This window comes from Streptococcus dentasini, assembly GCF_053206945.1.
Window position 1 is genome coordinate 275,407 of sequence record NZ_JBRUHS010000001.1, and the last position, 23,985, is coordinate 299,391.

26 protein-coding genes and 3 tRNA genes are annotated in these 23,985 nt (G+C 41.7%); 10 read left to right on the forward strand and 19 right to left on the reverse strand.

Features of this window, described 5'->3' with window-relative positions; genetic code table 11:
* Positions 1 to 20 precede the first annotated feature (20 nt).
* The gene (locus tag ACVR1G_RS01335; RefSeq protein ID WP_447451422.1) at positions 21 to 860 is read right to left on the reverse strand and encodes a thymidylate synthase; all 840 of its coding nucleotides are present in this window, start codon (positions 858 to 860) and stop codon (positions 21 to 23) included.
* Between the two features lie 193 nt (positions 861 to 1,053).
* Between ACVR1G_RS01335 and ACVR1G_RS01340 the strand changes: the two genes are divergently transcribed.
* Together ACVR1G_RS01340 and ACVR1G_RS01345 are read left to right on the forward strand one after the other, a co-directional pair.
* Positions 1,054 to 2,220 (forward strand): hydroxymethylglutaryl-CoA synthase, encoded by a 1,167-nt coding sequence (locus ACVR1G_RS01340; protein WP_447451423.1) that lies wholly within the window; start codon positions 1,054 to 1,056, stop codon positions 2,218 to 2,220.
* 7 nt (positions 2,221 to 2,227) lie between these two features.
* On the forward strand, positions 2,228 to 3,133 hold the full coding sequence (locus ACVR1G_RS01345; RefSeq protein WP_447451424.1) for a polysaccharide deacetylase family protein: 906 nt from the start codon (positions 2,228 to 2,230) through the stop codon (positions 3,131 to 3,133).
* Positions 3,134 to 3,568: 435 nt separating this feature from the next.
* On the opposite strand, the gene adhP is transcribed toward ACVR1G_RS01345, so the two are convergent.
* Positions 3,569 to 4,591, reverse strand: coding sequence for an alcohol dehydrogenase AdhP (gene adhP / locus ACVR1G_RS01350; protein WP_447451425.1), 1,023 nt, complete (start codon positions 4,589 to 4,591; stop codon positions 3,569 to 3,571).
* 117 nt (positions 4,592 to 4,708) lie between these two features.
* Entirely contained in the window at positions 4,709 to 5,554 is an 846-nt protein-coding gene (locus tag ACVR1G_RS01355) for an HAD family hydrolase (protein ID WP_447451426.1), read from the reverse strand.
* Positions 5,555 to 5,946: 392 nt separating this feature from the next.
* Here ACVR1G_RS01355 and ACVR1G_RS01360 point away from each other — a divergent pair, with 392 nt between their 5' ends.
* Positions 5,947 to 6,351 carry a sodium transporter gene (locus ACVR1G_RS01360; protein ID WP_447451427.1) on the forward strand — a complete coding sequence of 135 codons (405 nt, stop codon included), beginning with the start codon at positions 5,947 to 5,949 and terminating at the stop codon, positions 6,349 to 6,351.
* Between the two features lie 157 nt (positions 6,352 to 6,508).
* Positions 6,509 to 6,700: a hypothetical protein gene (locus ACVR1G_RS01365; protein ID WP_447451428.1), complete on the forward strand. Its 192-nt coding sequence runs from the start codon at positions 6,509 to 6,511 to the stop codon at positions 6,698 to 6,700.
* A 174-nt stretch (positions 6,701 to 6,874) separates the two neighbouring features.
* Here the strand turns inward: ACVR1G_RS01365 and ACVR1G_RS01370 are convergent, their stop codons facing one another.
* From ACVR1G_RS01370 to yjbM, 6 genes are all read right to left on the reverse strand, one after another.
* Positions 6,875 to 7,633: an SDR family oxidoreductase gene (locus ACVR1G_RS01370; RefSeq protein ID WP_447451429.1), complete on the reverse strand. Its 759-nt coding sequence runs from the start codon at positions 7,631 to 7,633 to the stop codon at positions 6,875 to 6,877.
* Between the two features lie 166 nt (positions 7,634 to 7,799).
* A complete protein-coding gene (locus ACVR1G_RS01375; protein ID WP_447451430.1) occupies positions 7,800 to 7,952 on the reverse strand; it encodes a hypothetical protein in 153 nt (50 codons plus the stop codon).
* Between the two features lie 203 nt (positions 7,953 to 8,155).
* Entirely contained in the window at positions 8,156 to 9,139 is a 984-nt protein-coding gene (gene pta, locus ACVR1G_RS01380) for a phosphate acetyltransferase (RefSeq protein ID WP_447451431.1), read from the reverse strand.
* A gap of 11 nt (positions 9,140 to 9,150) precedes the next feature.
* Entirely contained in the window at positions 9,151 to 10,053 is a 903-nt protein-coding gene (locus tag ACVR1G_RS01385; protein ID WP_447451432.1) for an RluA family pseudouridine synthase, read from the reverse strand.
* Complete coding sequence (locus tag ACVR1G_RS01390; protein ID WP_447451433.1) at positions 10,050 to 10,889, reverse strand: NAD kinase; 840 nt, start codon at positions 10,887 to 10,889, stop codon at positions 10,050 to 10,052. Before ACVR1G_RS01390 ends, ACVR1G_RS01385 begins: the two co-directional genes overlap by 4 nt.
* Positions 10,864 to 11,529 (reverse strand): GTP diphosphokinase, encoded by a 666-nt coding sequence (gene yjbM, locus ACVR1G_RS01395; protein ID WP_447451434.1) that lies wholly within the window; start codon positions 11,527 to 11,529, stop codon positions 10,864 to 10,866. The genes ACVR1G_RS01390 and yjbM overlap by 26 nt, the downstream gene beginning before the upstream one ends.
* 132 nt (positions 11,530 to 11,661) lie before the next feature.
* On the opposite strand from yjbM, the gene ACVR1G_RS01400 reads away from it, so the two are divergent.
* The 6 genes from ACVR1G_RS01400 (at position 11,662) to ACVR1G_RS01425 (ending at position 16,411) form a co-directional block, all read left to right on the forward strand.
* A complete protein-coding gene (locus ACVR1G_RS01400) occupies positions 11,662 to 12,231 on the forward strand; it encodes a CYTH domain-containing protein (RefSeq protein WP_447451435.1) in 570 nt (189 codons plus the stop codon).
* Between the two features lie 193 nt (positions 12,232 to 12,424).
* Positions 12,425 to 13,390, forward strand: a complete 966-nt coding sequence (locus ACVR1G_RS01405; protein WP_447451436.1) for a ribose-phosphate diphosphokinase — start codon at positions 12,425 to 12,427, stop codon at positions 13,388 to 13,390.
* A gap of 3 nt (positions 13,391 to 13,393) precedes the next feature.
* Positions 13,394 to 14,509, forward strand: a complete 1,116-nt coding sequence (locus ACVR1G_RS01410; protein WP_447451437.1) for a cysteine desulfurase family protein — start codon at positions 13,394 to 13,396, stop codon at positions 14,507 to 14,509.
* 2 nt (positions 14,510 to 14,511) lie between these two features.
* Positions 14,512 to 14,859, forward strand: a complete 348-nt coding sequence (locus ACVR1G_RS01415) for a DUF1831 domain-containing protein (protein WP_447451438.1) — start codon at positions 14,512 to 14,514, stop codon at positions 14,857 to 14,859.
* A gap of 134 nt (positions 14,860 to 14,993) precedes the next feature.
* The gene (locus tag ACVR1G_RS01420) at positions 14,994 to 15,632 is read left to right on the forward strand and encodes a redox-sensing transcriptional repressor Rex (RefSeq protein ID WP_447451439.1); all 639 of its coding nucleotides are present in this window, start codon (positions 14,994 to 14,996) and stop codon (positions 15,630 to 15,632) included.
* Between the two features lie 83 nt (positions 15,633 to 15,715).
* Complete coding sequence (locus tag ACVR1G_RS01425; protein ID WP_447451440.1) at positions 15,716 to 16,411, forward strand: gamma-glutamyl-gamma-aminobutyrate hydrolase family protein; 696 nt, start codon at positions 15,716 to 15,718, stop codon at positions 16,409 to 16,411.
* On the opposite strand, the gene radC is transcribed toward ACVR1G_RS01425, so the two are convergent.
* The 10 genes from radC to ACVR1G_RS01475 form a co-directional block, all read right to left on the reverse strand.
* A complete protein-coding gene (gene radC / locus ACVR1G_RS01430; RefSeq protein WP_447451441.1) occupies positions 16,408 to 17,091 on the reverse strand; it encodes a RadC family protein in 684 nt (227 codons plus the stop codon). The two genes, ACVR1G_RS01425 and radC, sit on opposite strands and share 4 nt — an antisense overlap.
* Before the next feature lie 166 nt (positions 17,092 to 17,257).
* Complete coding sequence (locus ACVR1G_RS01435; protein WP_447451442.1) at positions 17,258 to 19,231, reverse strand: PTS fructose transporter subunit IIABC; 1,974 nt, start codon at positions 19,229 to 19,231, stop codon at positions 17,258 to 17,260.
* Entirely contained in the window at positions 19,228 to 20,139 is a 912-nt protein-coding gene (pfkB, locus tag ACVR1G_RS01440; protein WP_447451443.1) for a 1-phosphofructokinase, read from the reverse strand. The genes ACVR1G_RS01435 and pfkB overlap by 4 nt, the downstream gene beginning before the upstream one ends.
* On the reverse strand, positions 20,136 to 20,879 hold the full coding sequence (locus ACVR1G_RS01445; RefSeq protein WP_447451456.1) for a DeoR/GlpR family DNA-binding transcription regulator: 744 nt from the start codon (positions 20,877 to 20,879) through the stop codon (positions 20,136 to 20,138). Before ACVR1G_RS01445 ends, pfkB begins: the two co-directional genes overlap by 4 nt.
* A 191-nt stretch (positions 20,880 to 21,070) precedes the next feature.
* Complete coding sequence (locus ACVR1G_RS01450) at positions 21,071 to 22,069, reverse strand: NAD(P)/FAD-dependent oxidoreductase (protein WP_447451444.1); 999 nt, start codon at positions 22,067 to 22,069, stop codon at positions 21,071 to 21,073.
* 13 nt (positions 22,070 to 22,082) lie between these two features.
* Complete coding sequence (gene trmD / locus ACVR1G_RS01455) at positions 22,083 to 22,805, reverse strand: tRNA (guanosine(37)-N1)-methyltransferase TrmD (protein ID WP_447451445.1); 723 nt, start codon at positions 22,803 to 22,805, stop codon at positions 22,083 to 22,085.
* Positions 22,795 to 23,313 (reverse strand): ribosome maturation factor RimM, encoded by a 519-nt coding sequence (rimM, locus tag ACVR1G_RS01460; RefSeq protein ID WP_447451446.1) that lies wholly within the window; start codon positions 23,311 to 23,313, stop codon positions 22,795 to 22,797. The genes trmD and rimM overlap by 11 nt, the downstream gene beginning before the upstream one ends.
* Before the next feature lie 126 nt (positions 23,314 to 23,439).
* A tRNA-Arg gene (locus ACVR1G_RS01465) sits at positions 23,440 to 23,513 on the reverse strand.
* A 7-nt stretch (positions 23,514 to 23,520) separates the two neighbouring features.
* A tRNA-Leu gene (locus ACVR1G_RS01470) sits at positions 23,521 to 23,604 on the reverse strand.
* Positions 23,605 to 23,626: 22 nt separating this feature from the next.
* Positions 23,627 to 23,698, reverse strand: a tRNA-Gln gene (locus ACVR1G_RS01475).
* Between the last annotated feature and the right edge of the window lie 287 nt (positions 23,699 to 23,985).

Consider the following 23,985-nt stretch of genomic DNA (forward strand, 5'->3'; position numbering starts at 1 on the left):
AGTCTTTAACAAGCAGATGATTAAATGGCTAAATCAAATTTCAGCTGGGGTTTTACCGGCTCATAATTGATCAGCTCGAAATCCTCTGGCTTGATATCGAAAAAATTCGTTCCATCTGGAACATTCAAAACTAAGCGGGGCTGACAGTCAGTTGGCTGACGACGCAGCAGTTCTTCTGCCTGATCAAACTGATTATCATAGATATGGAGGTTGTTGACAAAATAGAAAAACTTACCTACTTTCCAGCCAAAATGTTTCGCAATCATCATCTGCAGGGCCACATACTGCATAGCATTAATATGATGAGCAACCAACATATCATTGGAACGCTGAGTCAGGGTGGCATCCAAGTAGATTTCACCGTCTACCCGCCGAACATCAAACATAGTTTGAAAAGCACAAGGAAGAAGGCCTTCTGATTCCTCGAAAGCTTCATAATCCCAAAGACTGATGACATTGCGGCGGTTCCAAGGGTTTTCTTTGAGCTGCTTGAGAATTTTAGTTATAATATCGTGCTTTTTGACAATAGCACCGTAGCGCTCACCGATAGTACCCGTATCTCCGATTTCCCAATCATTCCAGTATTTAACGTGATACTTATCGTTTAATATGGTAAGATCATTGCTCTGCTCTTGGTAAATCCAAAAAATTTCTTTGATAGCTGATTTTATTGGAATTGGCCTCAAGGTTGTAATTGGAAATTCTCCCCTAGCTAAATCATATTCAGCAAAGGAGCCCGTAATATATTTTGAATTAGCGGTTCGTCCATCCTTGTATTTGGGACGGGCTTGCTCCGAAAGTACCCCTTGTGTCATAATTTTTTGAATATTGTCCTTAAAAATATCATCTGCTTTTGTCATGGTATATCCTTAAAATAATTATTACTTCATATTCTAGCGAATTTTAAACAAAAAAGCCAATAGCTGCTACCTAGCTAATTAAAAACCTATGTTTAGGAGTGATTTGAAGAGGCTTTAAGTTTTTCCTTCAGAGCTTTCATGTCATTTATGTTACAATAGAATCATATTAAACTTGCAAATAGAAGGTAGATGTATGACCATTGGAATTGATAAGATTGGTTTTGCGACAGCCAGATATCAGCTTTCTATGGCTGATTTAGCCTCAGCTCGCAACACCGATCCTAATAAATATTCGATTGGATTAATGCTGGATCGTTTAAGTATTGCGCCTATCACAGAGGATATTGTCACTCTAGGCGCCGCTGCTGCTGAAAAAATCCTGACGGATGAAGACAAGGCAACCATTGATATGGTCATTGTCGCCAGTGAATCCAGTATTGATCAGAGTAAGGCTGCTGCAGTCTTTGTACACGGCTTATTAGGTATTCAGCCCTTTGCCCGAAGCATTGAGATGAAGGAAGCTTGCTACAGTGCGACAGCAGGGCTTAACTATGCTAAGCTGTACGTCTCAGCTAATCCCCAGTCTAAGGTGCTCGTTATTGCTAGTGATATTGCCAAGTATGGCATCAAAACATCCGGAGAGCCGACCCAAGGAGCAGGTGCCCTTGCTATGCTGGTAACGGCACAACCTAGAATCATCGCTTTCAATGACGATAATATTGCTCAAACTCGCGATGTTATGGATTTTTGGCGTCCCAATTATTCTGTAACCCCCTTTGTTCAAGGCATGTTTTCGACTAAACAATACCTAGACAGTTTAAAGACAGTCTGGACCGAATACCAAAAGCGGCAGAATCTCAGTCTGGAGGACTTTGCAGCCTTTTGCTTTCACATTCCATATCCTAAACTGGCTAACAAGGGACTTAATAAATTGATGGACAAAACCCTCGATGATAAGGTACGGGCGCAATTGCAAGAGCATTTTGACAGTTCCATTCATTATAGCAGACAGGTGGGAAATATCTATACTGGCTCGCTCTATCTTAGCTTCCTATCACTATTGGAAAATGCTCAGTCTTTACAAGCTGGTGATCGCATCGGCTTCTTCAGCTACGGTTCCGGTGCGGTTTCAGAGATTTTTAGCGGAAATCTTGTTGATGGTTTTAAAAACATGCTGGGGGACAGCCAGCAAAAAGAGCTTGATCAACGTAAACTTATCAGCGTCCCTGAGTACGAAATGATGTTCTTTGAAGAAGCTGATCTTGATCAGGATGGCAATGCTTCATTTATAGATTATGATACTCATACCTTTGTTCTTGATAGTATTGTAGAACATCAACGTCGCTATAAGAGGAGATGAGCAAAAAATGACTGCTAAAAATCGTCATAATCACACCAGCCGCAACTTGCTAGCTATTATCTGCCTTGTTTTTATTCTTGGGGCAGTGGCCTTTATGATAAAGAATCACAGCTCCAAACCCAGCCAGTTGTTAAAGACGGAAAAAACACAGAGTCAGCAAACAGCTAAGAATCCTAAACAGGTTAGTGAAGCAAGAAAATCTAACAAGACTAAGGTCAATTGGGAAAAGCAAGATGAAGCTATCAAAGTTCCTATTTTGATGTACCATGCCATCCATGTTATGGACTCTTCTGAAGCGGGCAGTGCCAATCTCATTGTTGATCCTTCAACCTTCGAAAGTCATATTAAGGCTCTATCGGAGGCTGGTTATTACTTTTTGACTCCTGAAGAAGCCTACAAAGCGCTATCAAAAAACGTTTTACCTAATGGCAACAAAAAAATTGTCTGGCTAACTTTTGACGATGGAGATGCGGACTTTGTAAATGCCTACAATATCATGAAACAGTATGGGGCTCACGGCACCAATAATATCATTACCAGTTATATTGATAAGGACGGTTTTTTAACTACTGACCAGATTAAGGAAATGAAATCAGACGGCATGTCCTTCCAAAGTCACACTGTGAACCATCCCGATTTATCAGCAACGGCCGAGGATACTCAAGGCACAGAACTCAGTGAATCCAAAAGATGGCTGGACCAAACTCTAGATCAAGAAACGGTCGCGCTTGCCTATCCTTCTGGACGTTACAATGACACTACTCAGTCATTAGCTGAACAAGATGGATATAAAATGGCGGTAACAACCAATGAAGGGTTAGCCAGTGCCGATAACGGTTTTTATACTCTTAATCGCGTTCGTATCCTGCCGACAACAACGGCCGAGGAGCTGTTATCCACAATTTCATGGTAAAGACTTTGGGGACAGGTACTCTTTCCTTTATTATAAACGGAGAAATCATTACTGATTTACTTAACAAAACTAGGATAAACAGATGGACAGTACCGCTATCTTGTTTATCCTAGTTCTTTTTTTCAGCTTGTTGTCCCAACTATTTCTGATAAATCGCGCTTGTTTAAGATTATAAAAAACACTCCAGTGCGAACCACTCTCCAAAGTGGATTGCTAGTCTACTTTGAAAGGGGACAATAGAGCGTTTTTCATCTATATAAAAATGGGCAGGTGCTGCTCAGGGCTTTATCTAGTCATAAAACAGTAGGCAGCTCGATAAATTATTTAAGATATAAAGAGCCAATTTGCTTGGCGAAAATTCCCGGCAGAGAAGTAGAGTCGAATGGCACCGTATGCTTGATATACAAGTACTCCTTTTCCCTCAGGTTCAGACGCTTAAGCTAATTTGGTAAAATCGAGAACCTTGCGGCCTTGAATTTTACCAGCTTCCATTTCATCGAAAACGTTAGGTGCCGTATCCACCTCAACTGTTTCAACGACTGGTACCACTAAACCGCGTGCACCAAAATCAAAAGCCTCTTCCAAATCTTTGCGTGTTCCCACGAGTGAACCAACAACACGGATCCCATCAAGAACTGTCTTAACAATAGAAAGTTCCATATATTCTGATGGGAGACCTACAGCAACTACTGTACCGCCCGCACGAACGCTGTCGATAGCTTGATTAAAGGCAACCTTTGAAACAGCTGTTACAACAACACCATGACAGCCGCCAGTTTTTTCTTGAATATAAGCAGCAACATCGCCAACTTCTTTACCATTGACAATAATGTCTGCTCCAGATTCTTTAGCGAGATCGAGCTTATCTTGGTTAATATCCACAGCAACAACCTGTGCATTGAAAACCTTTTTAGCATATTGAACAGCTAGATTACCAAGGCCACCAGCACCAAAGATACAAATCCATTGGCCAGGGGCTGCGCCCGCTTCTTTAATAGCTTTGTAAGTAGTCACACCTGCGCAGGTAATTGATGAAGCTTGAGCAGGATCTAAACCTTCTGGAACTTTGACAGCGTAATCAGCTGTAACAACTGCATATTCACTCATGCCTCCATCAACGCTGTATCCAGCATTTTTAACAGAGCGACAGAGCGTCTCGCGTCCTGTTGTACAATACTCACAGTGACCGCATCCTTCGAAGAACCAAGCGATAGAGACACGATCGCCAACCTTTAACGATTCGACACCTTCTCCAATCTCTTGGACGATACCGATACCTTCATGACCCAGAATACGTCCGGGCACTTGTCCAAAATCTCCGTGAGCGACATGCAAGTCTGTATGACAAACTCCACAATACTCAACTTTTACTAGTGCTTCACCGTGTCCAATTGTTGGTAAAGCATGATCTACAACCTCAACACCATTTGATGCTTGGTTAACAACAACTGCTTTCATCTCGCTTCCTCCTATGTGCGATTAATTTTTTTGAAATCGATTACAAGAATATTGTACATTATTGCACAATCTTGTCAAGTATTTTCTGCAAACCAAGCGGGAGCTACCAAAATTCTGCTAAGACAAGAGGCCCAGACGCTCAAATCCCTTATAAAGACCATCTTCTTCAACATCCTCAGTCACCATATCAGCCATCGCTAAAATCTCAGGTCCACCATTGGCCATGGCAACCCCAATTTCACAATAGTTTAACATAGGAATATCTACCTTGGCATCTCCAAAAGCAATGGTATCTTCCTTAGTCAGCAGCAGGTGATTCAAAAGGACATCGATCGTATGGGCCTTATCAATATTAGCTACTCCTAAATCGCCAAAAAGGGCTGTCTCGCCCCTGCCTCCCCAGGTACCTGCTTTTAATTTCGGAAAGGCTGACTTGGAATCTAAATGATCTTGATAGGAAGACAAAATAAAACTAATTTTGTTAACATCATTGCGATAAAGTCGATCACCATAAATTAGGCCGTGGAGGGCATCTTCAGCCTCCAAGTTAGCAACATCTTGCTCCCTTGCCCCCTTGCGTTTAGCATAGGCTCTTATCGCCGGTCTTGCTACCTCTTTAAAATTTTCACTAGCAAATAAACCGTTATTGCTTTCAAGGTAAAACTCTAAACCTCGCTCGTGTAGCCAATCGACAATAGCATGCGTGTCTTGTTCAGAAATTAGTTGGTGCATTAAAACATGTCCCTGATGTTCTAGGTAGGAACCATTACCACCAATCATACCGTCTAAGCCGATATCCCACAGTTCAGGCTGTACCTCAGCCCTGCTACGTCCCGTACACATATAAACCAAGTGTCCCTGAGCTCTTGCTTGGCGAATAGCCACTATGGCAGACTTAGGAATGCGATTCTCATAGTCTACTAAGGTTCCATCCACATCTAAAAAAATAACCTTTTGCTTCATAAACATGCTCCTCCATTAAGATTTAAGATACCAAAGGCTTTAAAAACTCGACTGAGAAAATATGAACTTGGACGAAAACCTTGGATTGCAAAGTGTGCTAACTTTTTCAAAGATTTAGGCTAAGTTCAATTCTGCTCCACCACACCTATTATAACGGAGAACCAGCAGCAAAGATAGGCTCTTTCTTTTAAAAACTGATACTATCCTATGATCCTTAGACTTCTCTTTCCAAACAAGTCAAAAATCCATTAAATACGATACTTCATTTTTAAAAAGAGCAGCCGCAAATGAATGGGCTTTATGCTAGAAGAGTTCAACAATCATAGCAGATAGATAGGCTTTACAAACTTGATTTCTTGCATTTTTTACATAAAACCACTATGATAAAGGTTATGTTAAACCACGATGCACTAAAATTTTTGAATCACTTGCCTTATCATCTGAGCTTTTATAATAAAGACTTGCAACTTGTTTATTCAAATAATTACTCTGGCGATAATTTATTTTTAGGCGAGGAGCCTTCAGTTTTACCAGAATGGATCTGGGAAGCACTTCAAAATTCTTCTGACCACAGCCTGCATACACAGTTACCTATCGAGTCCTTTGGCCGTATTTTGATACAATCCTATCAGTTACTACACGATGAAGAGGGTATCTGCTTAGGCGTATGCTCTTATATTCAAGATCTTAAACCACTATTGACCACCTACCTGAAGGAGACCGGGCAAGCTATTGTTGGCTGGTCTGATACGACCTCCGGTGCCTCTATCAGTGATCATCAATTTGACGATGACTAGTTTTAACCGTGAGTCGTTGTAATCAAAAGAGTGCGAAACCACCACATTTTTTAATGCTGCTTGTCACCCTTCCTGAAAGGCCTTTTCTCCAAAACATCTGCTTACTCTTCTGGTTTAGGGCCCACACCTCAGACAATTTGAATTTTACCTTATACAAATGAATCAACTATCTGGAAAAGAGTTGAAGCTTGTTGACAAGGAGAGCGTTGAGCGGGTCACTTTACTCACTGCTATGCTAGTTTATTTCAAACAAAGAGAGTGGGAAAAACCAAAAATTGAAAATTTTGGTTTGTATTCCCACCCCCAAACAGTTGGTCAGATGTTCCGCTTTGGCTTTGCGGCAAAATGAAAGCCAGCCAGCAGTGGTTCATTGGTGCTAAAGCACCTAATGAACTGTGCAGGGGTAAGACTTCTTGGTCTAGCCAACAAGTCTTACTCCCAACCACTGCGCTAAGAATTTATTTTAAAATAGGATACTGGACAAGTTTTTCACCAGTCATTTTTAATGATAGGTGCCCTGCACCTATTTTTTTTCGCGATAGACTGGCTGTGGCCCAAAACTTTGCGATGTTGGCATAATCTCGATACGATTGACATTCACATGTTCTGGTTGCTCAACCAACCAGGAAACCGTATTAGCAATATCTTCTGGGCGTATCGCATTAGCGCCTTTATAAAGATCGGCAGCACGCTGATTGTCCCCTTTAAAACGGACATTTGAAAATTCAGTACCCTCGCACAAACCTGGTTCTATATTACTAACTCGTACTTTCGTTCCTGCTAAGTCGGCTCGTAAATTTAACGAAAACTGCTTGACAAAAGCTTTGCTGGCACCATAAATATTAGCTCCAGGATAGGGAACTGTACCAGCTGTTGATCCAATATTAATGATATAACCCGACTGACGCTCTACCATCTGGGGAAGAACTTGCCGTGTTAAGTAGGTTAAACCTATAATATTGGTCTGAATCATAGTCTGCCAGTCATCAAAATTAGCTTCATAGGCTTTATCTAATCCTAGAGCCAGACCAGCATTGTTAACTAAAATATCAATAGAGGACCATTCCGCCGGTAAGCTGCTAAGAGCCGCTGAAATGTTATCTACTGACATCATATCCATCTGGAGAGTGTAAAAATGCTCCCCTAATTTTTGGGACAGCTCCTCTAATTTTTCTAGGCGTCGCCCTGTACCGATAACACGATAACCCTTAGAGACAAAGAGCTGAGCGATAGCCTGACCAAACCCTGCAGTGGTTCCTGTAACCATTATTATTTTTGTCATATCTTTTTCTCCTCATAAATTTTTGATAATCCCTCTCATCGCAAGTCTTTTGGTCCTCTCAAAATCATTTTTGTAAATATTTTAGCTCCACAGCTCCCAATCTTTTTATTTTTAAAACTGGCGTATAAATGTTCCAAGTTTTAGCCTTCTGCTATAATGTTCATGCTTAAAACAAGGGAGGGGGCTCCTCTAACAACCGAGCTTGGCTGACTATGGATGGAAATAGTACCACTAATTTAATTTTAGAAACAGCTAAAGGCCGCAGATGACTTTGTTCAGCATTTGCTACATAAACCCCGTAAGGGTCAAAACGAGACATCAGAAATGCCTCCTTACTCTGTTTTAGCGATACAAGCTGGTATGTGCCTAACTCCTAATCCCAAACTATAGGGGAATTAAACTGTCTGCGATCCGTCATTTATCTGATTTTTGTTTTCCTTGAGTATCACAAAACTAGAAGAGGTCGGGATAAAAATCCTGACCTTGATATACCTTTATAACAGTCCTTATCACAATAAATTTTTATTCGACAGACTGCGCCGCTGTGATAATAGCCAACTTATAGATATCTTCTGCACTAGAGCCACGGGATAAATCGTTAACAGGCATATTTAATCCCTGTAGAATAGGCCCGATCGCCTCAAATATACCTAGTCGCTGTGCGATCTTGTAACCGATATTGCCCGACTGAAGATCAGGAAATATAAAAACATTAGCTTGTCCTGCTACATCACTATCCGGTGCTTTGATTGCTGCTGTTGCAGGAACGAAAGCAGCATCAAACTGGAGTTCACCATCAAGGGCTAGATCGGGCGCCATCTCTTTGGCCAGTCTGGTAGCCTCCTGAACTTTTTCAGCCTGAGGAGCTTTAGCACTTCCTTTAGTAGAAAAACTAAGCAGAGCAATCTTGGGGTCAAGATCAAAAATTTTCGCAGTGTCCGCTGTATTCACAGCTATTTCAGCCAATTCCTGAGCATTGGGATCGATATTGATAGCGCAGTCCGCAAAGATCAGGCGTTCATCAGTATTGTCCCGATTCATTAAGAAAACACCTGATGTCCGTGAGATACCTGGCTTCGTTTTAATAATTTGCAAAGCTGGCCGCACGGTGTCTGCCGTTGAGTGAATCGCACCCGAAACCATACCATCAGCCACTTCCATTTTGACCAACATAACACCGAAATAATTAACATCGCGAAGGAGCCTATCTGCTTCTTCTGGGCTAACCTTCCCTTTTCGAATATCTAGGAACAAGGACTTCATATCCTCAAAATAGGGAAAGTTATAGGGGTCAATAACAATATAGTCTTGGTTAACGAATCCTAACTCATGAAGGAGGCCACGGACCTCTGCATCATTTCCCAGAATAATCGGTTCAACCAGCCCTTCAAACTTGAGACGAGCCGCAGCTCTGACAACTCTTTCGTCATTTCCTTCAGGGAAAACAATTCTAATTCCCTTACCGGCAATTTTCGTCCTCAAGTCGCCAAATAAACTTCGTAACATGAATAACTCCTCTATTCTAAATCAGTTTGTAGGTTCATGATAACGTTTTCAAAATCATCTGTCAAGCCGGATTCGAAAAAGCGCTCCTGCTCAGTGAAGGGATCCCAAAACCTCAGGGTATGACAATGCAGAGCTTGACGCTGAATACCATAGGTCATCGCTCCTCCATAGAGATCATCCCCCAGCAAGGGATACCCAATGTGTCTAAAATGGACCCTAATCTGATGTGTACGTCCTGTGTGTAACTTGATATCAACTAAGTCAACATCACCAAAACATCCAATAAGGCGGTAACTCGTATGAGCATACTTACCAGAAGGATGAACATGACGCGTAATAATACTATCCTCATCGCGAGCAATCGGCGCTATAATTTCTCCTTGTTCAGGTAAATGTTTACCACCACCCATCACCAGAGCATAATAACGCTTCTCAATGGTCTTGGCTTGAAGCTGTTTATCCATACGAGCATGAGCGTAGCCGTGCTTAGCAAACAGCATAAGACCGCTGGTATCTTTATCTAATCGCGTAACAATGTGAATTTGCTGGTTGGGGTACCCTTTATCCAAATAGTAGGCTTTAACAAAATTTGCCATCGTATTAGAATGCAGACTGCTCGGGATACTTGCATAACCTGCTGGTTTATCCAGCACCAAGAAATGCTCATCTTCATAGACAATATTCAAGTCATGCTGAATTGGCTCTAGGCTGTTATTTTGGTCAATCTCATTAGGAATATCGATAGTGACCTTATCTCCTATATCTAATAAATAAATGGCATTTTGTTCAATGCCATTTACCCAGATATTCCCACCTTTGAACTTAATCTTGGCTAGAAGAGCTTTAGAAATGTCGTGCCCATGCAGTAAGGTTTTGATTTTACAGCGCCTGTCTGCCACGAATTCAAATATCACGTTTCTACCTCGCCGATAAAGGCATCCTTCACACGCTCCCAAAAACCTATATGGTTAGGTGAGGACAGAAAACTAATTTTTTTATCATCAAGCGAGAATTCCATCTTGGAAACATTGCGATAGTTGAAAGATTTATTGTCAATAGAAACGGTATAGGAACCGACTCGCTTAGGTTCAACAGTAACGACTTGACCTTTAGGTATGATAGCAGAGCTTCCCAAAGTCCGGTAAACACGATTATTAAGGCTAGCAATTTCCGTTATCTGAAAAGCTTCAACAGTAGGGTGGAGCACTGCACCTCCGATAGATTTATTATAGGCTGTACTGCCTGTCGGTGTTGATACAGTTAGTCCATCCCCACGAAAACGTTCCAGCTGAGTCCCGTTGATAGCGATATCAGCCACCATGGTTTTTTCTAATCGCCGCAGGCTAGCCTCATTTAAAGCTCTAGCCGTCACCACCCGTCCGTCTGCCATGGTAACTGTCACGCGCAAAAGAGGGTAGGAGATTTTCTCACCTCGATCAGTACGTAAGTTTTTCAAAAACTCGTCCACTTCAAAATCACGATAATCGGTATAGAAACCTAGATGTCCTGTATGAATACCGACAAATCGCACTTTGTCTAAAGATTTTTCATACATATGAAAGGCGGATAAAAGCATTCCGTCTCCCCCAACAGAAATTACAATATCAGGATTTTCCTTACTTAGATAAAAATCATGATCATGCTTGAGGGCACTAAAAATCTTTGACGCCACTCGCTTACTCTGATATTTCCCATTAGCGATAATGGCGACCCTAGCTTGAGGCTTACCTGTATAATTCATCTGTGTCATCACTGTTTCCCACACCGTCACTTAATTTTCTGCTTACTGGGTCGAATAGAAGCTGAGCTTCCTTGATGTCATCTCGGATTTTGCGCATCTCTTCATCTAATTCGCGAGCAATACGAGAAGTGACCTCTAAACGTTGTTTAATCTCCTCTGGAAAGTCGCCCTGATATTTATAATTGAGAGAATGCTCAATCGTAGCCCAAAAATTCATGGCCAAAGTCCGTATCTGAATCTCGGCTAAAACCTTCCTTTGCCCTTCAATGGTATCAACAGGGTACTCAATAATCACATGGTAAGAGCGATATCCGCTGGCCTTACGATTATTAATGTAGTCGCGCTCTTGTACAATACGCATATCATGACGCCGGCGAATCAGTTCCAACACTTCCTGAACGTCATCTACAAACTGCACCATGATACGAATACCAGCAATGTCCTGCATATCTTCTGCTAGGTGCTTCTCTTTAATCGCACGGAGAGCCATTTTTTCTTTGATGCTTTCAATAGGTTTAACGCGGCCTGTGACAAACTCAATTGGCGAATGGCGGTTTTGTTTACGAAACTGCTTACGAATACCACGAAATTTAATTTTTAATTCGCCAACAGTCTGAATATAGGGGTCTAAAAAGGCTTCCCATTCCATAATTATTTTTTGTTAAACTCCTGTTTTTACAAGGGGCATTTACAGTCAAATCTTGTAAAAACCCCCACTTTTTTATAGAATTATTTTAATCAGTATTATACCATAAATAGGTCTGCAAAGGAAAATCATGATATGAACCACTTGGAAATAGAATATAAAACTATGCTCAATAAGGCAGAGTTTCAGCGCATGGAAGCTCTCTTTTCGCACATCCTTCCAATTACCCAAACCAACTACTACTTTGACACTGATAATTTTACTATGCGTCAAAAGCGCCTGTCCCTTCGGATTCGCACTTTTGATAAGAGGGCTGAAATGACCCTAAAGATCCCTGAGCCAGTGGGAACTTTGGAGCATAACCTCGATTTATCACGCGAACAAGCACGTACGATTATTGAATCCTGTGATTTTCCTGACAATGCCATAAAAGATTTGCTGATTCAACACGGTATTAACTGTGGCCAGCTCAAAAATTTAGGTCATTTAACAACTATTCGACGTGAGAAAGAAACGCCAATTGGTCTCATGGCTCTCGATAAAAATAACTATTCCGGCCGAATTGACTACGAGTTGGAATTAGAAGTCAAAGAGGCCCAACAGGGGAAAGCAGATTTCGAAACTTTTCTAGCTGAGCATGGTATTGATCTCAAATATGCTAAAAGCAAGGTGGCACGCTTTTGCTCAACCTTAAAAACTAACTAATCTTACACTAAAATAGTAAAGACAGGCTGAAAAAATCAGCCTTTTTTGATACAATGAAGAAGGTAAACTTTTAACATATGGCTCTTGGCGCTTTATCAGTCTGATTTTTTATTATGGGACTATTATAATCTCATCTAGACAATCTAAAAGAACCGAGAGCTTTGCAGTTAGAACAAGGAGAGCTATTTTTACTATGGCAGCAGCGAGCACCCCAAAATTATTTTCGTTAACGTCTAATACCGCAATTGCTGAAAAAATTTCCAAGGCATCTGGCATTCCTCTCAGCAAATTGTCATCTAAGCAGTTTTCAGATGGCGAAATTATGATTAATATTGAAGAAAGTGTACGCGGTTTTGATATCTACGTTATCCAATCTACCAGTCTTCCTGTCAATGATAACCTCTGGGAGCTATTGATTATGATTGATGCCTGCAACCGAGCTAGCGCAAACTCGGTTAATGTTATCATGCCCTACTTTGGCTACGCTCGCCAAGATCGCATCGCTCAACGTCGTGAGCCAATCACAGCCAAGCTAGTTGCTAATATGTTAGTCAAGGCAGGAGCCGATCGTATTCTAACACTTGATCTGCATGCGGTTCAAGTTCAGGGATTCTTTGACATTCCTGTTGACAATCTTTTCACTGTTCCCTTATTTGCGGATCATTATGCTCATAAAGAGCTTACGGGTTCTGATGTCGTTGTAGTTAGTCCTAAAAATTCTGGTATTAAACGAGCGCGCAGTTTGGCAGAATATTTAAATGCTCCTATTGCTATTATTGACTATGCTCAGGATGATGCCCAGCGCGAAGAAGGCTACATCATTGGTGAAGTTACCGGTAAAAAAGCTATTCTTATTGATGATATCCTAAATACCGGTAAAACTTTTGCCGAAGCGGCTAAAATCGTTGAACGTGAGGGAGCTTCTGAAATCTATGCTGTAGCCAGCCACGGTCTTTTTGCTAGTGGAGCAGCTGATATCTTAGAGGCTGCTCCGATCAAAGAGATTCTTGTTACTGATTCTGTTGTAACTAAAGAGAGAATCAGCAGTAACGTCACCTATATTTCAGCTAGCAAACTGATTGGAGATGCCATCACCCGTATCCATAACCACCAACCACTCAGTCCACTCTTTACTTACACTGCAGACAGTGAGGTTTAACAAATGATTTATCTCGATAATGCTGCGACAACTCCACTAACCCCAGGTGTTATCGAATCTATGACAAAAGTGATGACCGAAACTTTTGGAAATCCTTCCAGCATTCATACCTACGGGCGGCAGGCCAACCAATTACTGAGGGACAGCCGTCATGTCATTGCACAGTATTTAGGTAGTCAGGCTAATAAAATTATCTTTACATCTGGCGGTACTGAGAGTAATAATATGGCGATTCAGGGCTATGCTCTGGCCAACCAAGATAAAGGGAAACACCTTATTACAACCGCTGTTGAGCACCATTCTGTCTTGCATGTCATGCAATATCTTGAGAAGCGCTTTGGTTTTGAAGTTACTTACTTACAGCCAGATGAAAACGGTCAGATTACACCAAATTCCCTATCTAAGGCCTTGCGCGAGGACACTATATTAGTCAGTGCCATGTTTGCTAATAATGAAACTGGCACTCTTTTGCCCATCGCTGAGTTCGGTAAAATTTTAGCAGATCACCAAGCTGTTTTTCATGTTGATGCTGTTCAAGCTATAGGCAAGGTGAAAATTATTCCAGAGCAGCTGGGTATCGATTTTCTTTCTGCTTCTGCCCATAAATTTCATGGTCCTAAGGGAGTGGGGTTCCTTTACGCACAGCCTCATTATATGGATAGCCTACTGCACGGTGGCGAACAAGAAAATAAGAAGCGGGCCAGCACTGAAAATATAATTGGTATCGCTGGTATGGCTCAAGCGCTTAGAGAAAACCAAGGGTATTTAGAACAAAATTTCCAAAAGGTCAGTCAACTGCGTCAAATCTTCTTATCCAAGATAGAAGGCCTTGATTATTACCTAAACGGTGGGAATACTGCTATGCCCCATGTCATCAATATTGGCTTTCCTAATGTCAATAATGGACTGTTACTAACACAGCTGGACTTGGCTGGATTTGCAGTTTCGACTGGTTCTGCCTGCACTGCAGGTACAGTCGATCCTAGCCATGTTCTAACAGCTCTGTACGGAGCTGATTCACCAAGATTGCAAGAATCTATTCGCATTAGTCTTTCAGAATTAAATACAGCTGAAGACCTACAGCTTTTAGCCCATCAAATAAAGGAGCTTATCAAATAATTATGGCTTTTGAAAAAACGATCTATCTTCCTGATTGTCACTACAGCTACTCTATTAACCCTAATCTTAAGAAGTACACCTTGGGTGATATGACCTTTACCCAGAACAAGCTAGGCCACTACGAACTGAATCGCCTTTTGGAGGAAATTCCAAATTCTGGTAACGGCTTCCCACTTAAAATTACGATCAATAAGGACTTACAATCTTTCAAACTTATTATTACGGATCAGTCTGGCTTGCGGCAGGTTAACATTTTTAAGACGGATAAAACGCGTATTATTCAAGATAAATTCTATTTCTTAATGGATAGCTTGGTTGAGCGCGATGTGTTCACTAAAACGGAGATTTAGTCTTTTTGTGAATCGATAAAAGAATTCTATGATAATCATAGGATTTTTTTATCACTAATTTGTTGCAGTTTTCACAAACTTGTTCTACAATTAAGGTAGTATTGAACTCTAAAAGGATTGGAGATATAGTTTCTATGGCTATTGATAAATCTATTCCTAAGGCTACGGCCAAACGTTTGTCGCTTTACTATAGAACTTTCAAACGTTTTTATGCTGAAAATATTGAAAAAGCTAGCTCTAAGCAAATTGCTGAAGCGATTGGGATTGACTCTGCCACCGTTCGTCGAGACTTCTCTTATTTTGGAGAATTAGGGCGCCGAGGATTTGGCTATGATGTTAGAAAATTAATGAATTTTTTTGCCGATATTCTTCACGACCATTCTATCACAAATGTAGCTTTGGTAGGCTGCGGGAATATGGGGCGAGCCTTGCTCCACTACCGCTTCCATGAACGCAATAAAATGAAGATTATTATGGCTTTTGATACCGATGATAATATACTTGTAGGCACAAAAACCGATGACGATATTCCTATTTATGGTATCTCGACTATAAAAGATCGCTTGGATGGTGCTGACTGCCATACCGCCATTCTAACAGTTCCCAGTGTTAAGGCGCAGGAGGTCTCAGAGCAATTAGTCCAATCTGGTATCAAAGGTATTCTTAGCTTTTCACCTGTTAACCTTAGTCTTCCTAAGGGCGTATTTGTCCAGTATGTTGATTTAACTAGTGAGTTACAAACCCTCCTGTATTTTATGAATCAGAGCCAATAATTACCTAACATTGACATGACTGTTCCAGAACCCCAATCCTATTTTCGACTTATGTTACCCAATTCTTATCTAGGAGGTTGCCTATGAAATCAAAGCCTATTATCGGCATTACTACTAATGAAAGACCCAATCCCAATGATGATATTCCTTGGAGCTACGCTCCAACAGGCTTTGTTGAGGGTGTCAAAAAAGCCGGCGGTCTCCCGCTTTTATTCCCTATTGGAAAAATAGAAGATGCCAAGCCCTATATCTCTATGGTTGATAAAGTCCTCTTAATCGGCGGTCAAAATGTGGATCCCGACTTTTATCACGAAGTGAATCAAGCTAGCGATAATGATTTTTTGCGGCGTCGAGATGATTTTGAATTTGCGATTATTGATGAGGCAATTCGTCAAGAAAAACCTATTTTTTCTGTCTGTCGCGGCACCCAGCTGATGAATGTTGCCTTGGGAGGCAGTCTCAATCAAGCAATAGAGAATCACTGGCAAGATAAACCGTCAGACTACCTCTATCATGATATGGCGGTTAAAGATCATACTAGGTTAGCTGAGATTTATGGTACTCAAAGCTCTATCAATTCTTTTCATCACCAAAGTATCAAGGAACTTTCTCCTTTTTTGGATGTTATTGCTGAAGATCCAAACGATCAAACGATCGAGGCCGTTGAATCTAATCACCCCGACATCCACTTCATGGGTGTGCAATGGCACCCGGAATTGCTTATTGGTAACCGAAAAGCCGATCAGGAACTCTTCAACTATTTTGTCAATGAACTTTAAATAATAAGGTCCGTTTCTTCTCGAAAGCTATAATAACTACCTGAACCAACGATGATGTGATCTAGGAGTTCTACCCCCAGATCATCACAGCATCGTTTTATTTTTTTCGTAAAGGTGATATCATGCTGACTAGGGTTAGACTGTCCAGACGGATGGTTATGGGCAATGATAAGTGAGGTTGCCATAACCTTGCAGGCATAGTGCAAAATCTCCCTTGGCTCAGCAATTGAATGACGGACACTGCCAATAAAAATTGTTTGTTGCTTAATCAGACGATTTTGTGTATCTAAATAAAGAGCAACAAGATGTTCTTGACGTTTATCCCTTAAATCAGCAATCATTTTCTTTGCTAGCTGCTCACTGGAAACAATACGTTCCCCCGAAGTGTTCGCAGCTTGGTTAACTCTTTTAGCGAATTCTAACATGGCCTTAATTTCAATGGATTTCACACGACCAATACCAGAAATTGCCTGTAATTCTTCCAAAGATAGCAACCGAAAATCTGCTAGGTTATCTAAAGCTTCTAAAATATTATTGGCTAAGGATAAAACATGTTGCTGCTTAGTCCCAGTTCTCAATAAAATTGCTAATAATTCTTGATTGCTCAACTGTTCTGCCCCTTGAGCTAATAGACGCTCCCGGGGACGTAAAGTATCCTGATGAATTTCAATAGTGTACATAAAGTTCCTCCTACCTTTTAATTCGTAAGATAAGAAAAAAGAAGAGAGAATTTTAGCATAGTTGATTCTATAAAAATAGGAACCGCATAATCATTCTCACTGAGAGCCTTAATTAACTTAAAGAAAAAATCCTCGCCTTTCAACGAGGATTTTTATAAGGAAAGTCTCAGGCTCCTTGTTCTTTACGAAGAGCGCCAAAGATGATACCGGACACTACTGCACCAAGAGCAACGTAAATAAGGTAGAGCCACCAGTTAGTCGTTAGGGCAACGACAAAGATACCACCATGGGGAGCCATCAGTTTGATACCAGAAAGACCAACTAGAGCACCTGTAAGGGCAGAACCAACCATAAAGCTTGGGATAGCACGTCCTGGATCAGCTGCGCCAAATGGAATGGCACCTTCAGTGATAAAGGAGAGTCCCATCACAATATTAGTTAAACCAGAATCGCGTTCTTCTTGGCTAAATTTATTAGGGAAGATACGGGTTGCCACAAAAACGGCAAGTGGTGGAACCATACCTGCAGCCATAACAGCCGCCATAACTACTGAACCACCATTGGCCAGAGCATCTGCAGTTAAAGTCCCTGTCCCAAAAATATAAGCTGCCTTATTAAATGGTCCACCCATATCAATAGCCATCATAGCTCCAACGATAAGGCCAAGCAAGACGGCAGAACTACCTGACAGGCCTTCTAGGAAGTTATTGAGAGCAGTATTAATGGCCCCCATTGGGATGTTGACTAAAAGCATCAAGAATCCTGTAATAGCAACACCAAGCAAGGGTAAAAGCAAGATAGACTTAATACCTTCTAAAGAACGAGGAACTTTGACGTACTTTTTAAGTAAGAGCGCTACCCCACCAGCAATGAAACCACCAACCAGAGCACCTAGGAAACCAGATGGAATTAAGTTGGGATTTTGAGCAGCTTTGCTACCTGAGAAATAAGCAACCGTATTGATCGCATACCCATTAGAAGCGATGAAGCCAGCTGCAAATCCTGAGGCTAAACCAGGTTTTTCAGCAATAGAATAGGCGATATAACCTGCTAGCACTGGCAACATAAATCCAAAAGCGGCATTACCAATCTGCTTGAAGATGGCGGCCGATTGGTGGTAAACACCAAGATTACCAAGCTGGTCTTGAGGGACACCAAGGATATTATCAATTAAGAAAGCCAAGGCAATCATGATACCACCGCCAATAACAAATGGCAGCATTTGTGATACTCCACTCATAAGGTGTTTATAGAAAGCCGAACCTAGCCCTTGCTTTTCGCCCTCATCAGTTGAAGCAGTTGCCTCTCCTTGAGCTGCTGTATATGTTTCAGCCTTACCGTCCAAAATGGTGTTAATCAGTTCTTCAGGTTTCTTAATACCTTCGGCAACAGGTCGAGAAATCAGTTGCTTGCCATCAAAGCGAGCCATTTCAACAGCTTTATCGGCTGCAACAATGACACCCTTGGCACGCTTGATTTCATCTGCAGTTAAGGCATTACCGACACCGGACGCGCCATTCGTTTCAACACGAACGGTAACTCCCATCTCTTCACCTTGTTTGATAAGGGCTTCTTCGGCCATATAGGTATGGGCAATACCGGTGGTACACGCTGTAACAGCGACAACCAATGGCTTATCATCAGATGCAGCCTGAGCTGGCTGTGCAGCGGCTTCTTCCTTATTTTCTTCTTCCGCCTGATCAAAAGTCGCAATGACTTCCTCTGGGGTTGTTACCTGACGCAACTTATCAGCGAAGCCATCCTTCAGCAAATACTTAGATAACTCAGCTAGGGCGGCTAAGTGCGTATCATTGGCGCCATCCGGCGCTGCAATCATGAAGAATAAATCTGTTGGCTGACCATCAAGTGCTTCATAGTCGACACCGTTTGCTGATTTAGCAAAGAGAACCGTTGCTTCCTTGACAGCTGCATTTTTGCTGTGTGGCATAGCAACTCCATCGCCTAAGCCAGTCGATGTCTGTGCTTCACGGTTCATAATACCTTCTTTGAAGGTGCTAAAATCCGTTACGATTCCTTTATCCACCAAGCTATTGATCATTTCATCAATAGCAGCTTCTTTGGTAGTCGCCTGCAAATCAAGCAACATGACCTCTTTTCTTAGGAGATCTTGAATTTTCATAGTTTTTCTACCTCTACTTTTTGATATGTTTCCTCTATAAACTCAATGCTAGCTAGATCGTCTGAGAAAGCTGTTGATGTTCCGCAGGCAACTCCCCACTTAAGCGCTTCAACCGCATCCTTGGTTCGGACAAATTGACCTGTGAAACCTGCTACCATAGAATCACCCGCACCAACAGAGTTTTTCACCTCTCCTTTGATCGGTTTAGCAAAGTAGGCGGCCTCTGGTGTTACCAAAAGAGCACCATCCCCTGCCATAGAAATGATAACATTTTGAGCTCCTTTAGCTAGGATTTCTCGTGCATACTTTTCAACATCAGCGAGGCCATTTAGTTTAACATCAAAGATCGCCTCCAACTCGTGATTATTGGGCTTGACCAAAAGGGGCTGGTATTCCAAAGCATCCAGCAAGATTTGACCTTCAAAATCACAGACGACCTGAGCTCCTGTCTCTCTGACAGTAGGAATCAAGCGTTTGTAAACCTGATTACCAAGGTTGGCCGGAGCTGAACCTGCAAAGACAACAGTATCATCAGACGTTAGCTTGCTAAGAAATTCCTCTAGCTGGGCCAGCTGATGAGGTGTTACCTGAGGACCAGGGCCGTTGATTTCTGTTTCAGCGTCTGCTTTAATCTTAACATTGATCCGCGTATCCTGATCAACGGCTACAAATTTAGTCCTAATGCTTTCAGCAAGTAAGCCATCTTCAACGAACTTGCCTGTGAAACCACCGATAAAACCTGTTGCTGTGTTATCAATACCTAAACGCTGCAGGATACGACTGACATTAATACCCTTTCCCCCTGCAAATTTATCATCGCTATCCATGCGGTTAACATTACCTATAACAACATGATTTAGACGAACGATATAGTCGATGGAAGGGTTGAGGGTTACTGTGTAAATCATACTTCTATCACCTTCGTTTTTTCTTTTAAAGTATCGACGATTGCCTTTGAAGACTGGTTAATAATCACAGTTACATCAGACAGCTTAGCAAATTTAGCAAAGGCTATCTGATCTAATTTGGTACTGTCTGTCAGCACGAAGGTCTCCTCACTGCTAGCAATAACAGCCTGTTTGATAGTAGCTTCATAGATATCAGGGGTTGTAAGATTTTCATTATCTATCCCGTTAGTTCCCAAAAAAGCCTTATCAAAGTTGAACTGACTGATCTGATTAAAAGCGATGGGACCGATATTGGCATCCGTGGCCCACTTGAGCTCCCCTCCAATAATAATGGTGGGGATCTTCTTATCCGCCAGCTTAATAGCGTGGTGGGGAGAATTGGTCACAACCGTTATATCCGTCCTAGTCAATTCATCAACCAAGAGTTCATTTGTTGTTCCAGCCTCAATAAAAATGACTTCATTTTCATCAATCAAACTCTGAGCCTTGTGGGCAATCAGCCTTTTTTCTTGAACATTCTTGATAGACTTTTGCTGAACACTGAGCTCTTCTTGTAGGCTATGCAGTTTTTCAGCACCGCCATGGATCCGATGGAGCTTACGTTCAGCCTCCAACTCGTCCAAATCCCGACGCACCGTTGATTCAGAAGTCTGTAAAAGGCTCACTAAACTATCTAAAGTAACGAAGTTCTGATCATGAATCTTAGCCATAATCAGATTTTTACGTTCTGACTTGAGAATACCAGCACCTCCTTTGCAATCGTTTACAATCTCCATTATAGGCTAATTTCATTCAATGTCAAGCATTTTCTACCAAAAACTTTCATAACCACCCGTTTGACGGGTGGTTATGATTTCGCACCTTCGGAGCGAAACGGACTAAAGTCACATAATAAAAGCCAAGCTGATTTTATGCTTGGCTGAAGTATTGATTATTCTTTGATAAGTGACGTAGAATGAACAGCACGATTATCGCGTTCTGGGTAGATATAGTTGATAGCATGATTGATAGCGGTGGGTGCTTCACCAAAGCCAGTAGCAACCAAATCAACCTTACCGGCATAGTCTGCAGCATCGCCGATCGCATAGACGCCTTCTTGACTGGTCTGAAAAACAGGTGAAACTTGTATATTGGAGCGTTTGTAATCAAGTCCCCAGTTTCTGAGATTTTTATTGTTGGTTGAAAATCCAAAACTAACAATCAGAGCATCCAAATCTATTTCCGCCTCTTCCTCACCTTTGACCTTCTGAACGGTTAAATTAGTGACCTCTTGGCCATCACCTTTTAAAGCTAAAGGAACATAAGGGGTCATTAATTTTACAGAAGAATTTTTCAGCAGCTCCACGCTATGCTCATGTGCACGGAAGGCATCCCGACGGTGGACAATCGTTACACTCTCAGCTATAGGTTCCAAGTGCAAAGCCCAATCCACTGCCGAATCACCCCCCCCGCAGATTACAACCTTCTTATCGGAAAAATCTTCTAAGTTGCGGACATTGTAAAATAGATTGCGATCAGCATACTGCTCTTCTGATTCCAGTCCCAGTCTTCTAGGAGCAAAAGCACCATTCCCACAGGCAATGAGGATGGCACGGCTAAAGTGCTTGTTCTTTGTCGTCTTTATAGTAAAATAATCATCTGTCTTCTCAAAGGTCAAAACTTCTTCTTTCAGGCAAATATCAGTTGTTTCTTTAAAGCGTTCAAGCTGCTTCAGCAGATTTTGTGTCAACTCTAAACCATTGACAGCCGGCATAGCTGGTATATCGTAAATGACTTTCTCCGGATAGAGAACGGCCGGCTGTCCTCCCAGTTCAGATAGAGATTCGATAATCTTAACATTCATACCACGCAAACCTGCGTAAAAAGCCGCAAAAAGACCAACCGGTCCCCCGCCAATGATAGTAATATCTGTTATCTTTTGCTCAAGCATAGATTTCCCTTTCTTACTTATTTATTTCTTGTTTGATCTTATTTAGAATCTTTTGCTCATCTTCGCTCAGTTCATATGTTTCTAAAAGATCTGGCCGTCGCTCCAAAGTTTTGCGTAAGCTCTGCTCCATCCGCCAGAGACGAATATTGTCGTGATGCCCACTCATCAAAACATCAGGTACCGTCATGCCGCGATAATCATAAGGTCGTGTATACTGAGGATATTCTAATAATCCTGATGAGAAACTATCATCTTGGTGGCTGACTTTCTTGCCGATAACGTCTGGAATTAGTCGAACAGTCGCATCTACTATCGTCATCGCTGCCAGCTCACCTCCTGTCAGCACAAAGTCGCCCAGTGAAATTTCATCAGTAACTAGACTCTTAATTCGTTCATCATAGCCCTCATAGTGTCCGCAGATAAAAATCAACTCTTCCTCTTGCGCCAATTCTTCCGCGTAAGCCTGATTAAAACGTCGCCCTGCTGGATCCAGCAGGATAACTCTAGGATTTTTAGCGGATAATTTATCCATGGTATCAAAAATCGGTTGAGCACGCAGCAGCATCCCCTGTCCACCACCATACGGTTCATCATCAACGTGTCGAGCTTTATCAGCCTTGTCTCTAAAATTATGATAGGTGATATCTACCAGCCCCTTCTCCTGTGCTTTACCGACAATAGACTGTTCCAGAGGAGCAAACATATCGGGGAAAAGAGTTAAAATATCAATTTTCATCGTCAAGTCCTTCTAGTACCTCAACGTCAATACGATTAGCCTCAATATCCACATTTAAAATAACTGAAGGGATATAAGGCAAAAGCAAATCACGCTTGCCTGAACGTTTGATGACCCAGACATCATTGGCTCCTGGCTGAAGAATTTCTCTTACAACACCGATTTTTTCATTATTCTCATAAACATTAAGACCAATAATCTCATGGTAATAAAATTCACCATCAGCTAGATCAGATAAATTGTCCTGAGCCACCTTAAGACTGTACCCCTTAAATTCTTCAATGTCATTGATATGGTACATTCCTTTGAATTTAATGATGTCAAAGTTCTTATGCTGACGATGGCTGGCAATTTCAACTTCCATCACAAAATCATCCTTGGTATCAAAAAGAGCTAATTTCGCCCCTTTTTTGAATCGCTCTTCTGCGAAGTCCGTCACTGATAAGATGCGCATCTCTCCTTGGAGCCCTTGCGTATTGACGATTTTACCAACGTTATAATAATTCATATCAATTCCTTTTCCTTAGAGTTTCCACACTATTTTACCATGTCCATGTTTGAAATAAAAGTCTATTATACAGAGAACACTAGCAACGTAAAGTAAAAAAGCCCTCTCAAGAAGAGGACCTCGCTATGCACCCTAGAGGATTCGAACCTCTAACCGCCTGATTCGTAGTCAGGTACTCTATCCAGTTGAGCCAAGGGTGCATTTCTATACCGGTGGCCGGGGTCGAACCGGCACGTCCGTGAGGACACTGGATTTTGAGTCCAGCGCGTCTGCCAATTCCGCCACACCGGCTTGGCATAGAAACATAAAAAAACTGGGGTAGCTGGATTCGAACCAACGCATGAGGGAGTCAAAGTCCCTTGCCTTACCGCTTGGCTATACCCCAATGCTTCTTTATTTTACTTAAAAAAATACGGCTTGTCAATAGTAAGTGTGAAAAAACGCCTATCAACTCCCGTTCTGTTTCATGAGTATACATGACCCCCAACTACTTCACTCAGTTAAAAAGCAGGTGCTATTGTCAAATTTAGACTGTTGTTTTTTCAATCGAGTAGAGGCTAATCACTAGCCCCTCTCACACCACCGTGCGTGCCGTTCGGCACACGGCGGTTCAATTAACTTTTAACGCATGTCGTTCTAAGTAGTAATCCAAGCATGAAACCAGTCCTCGTT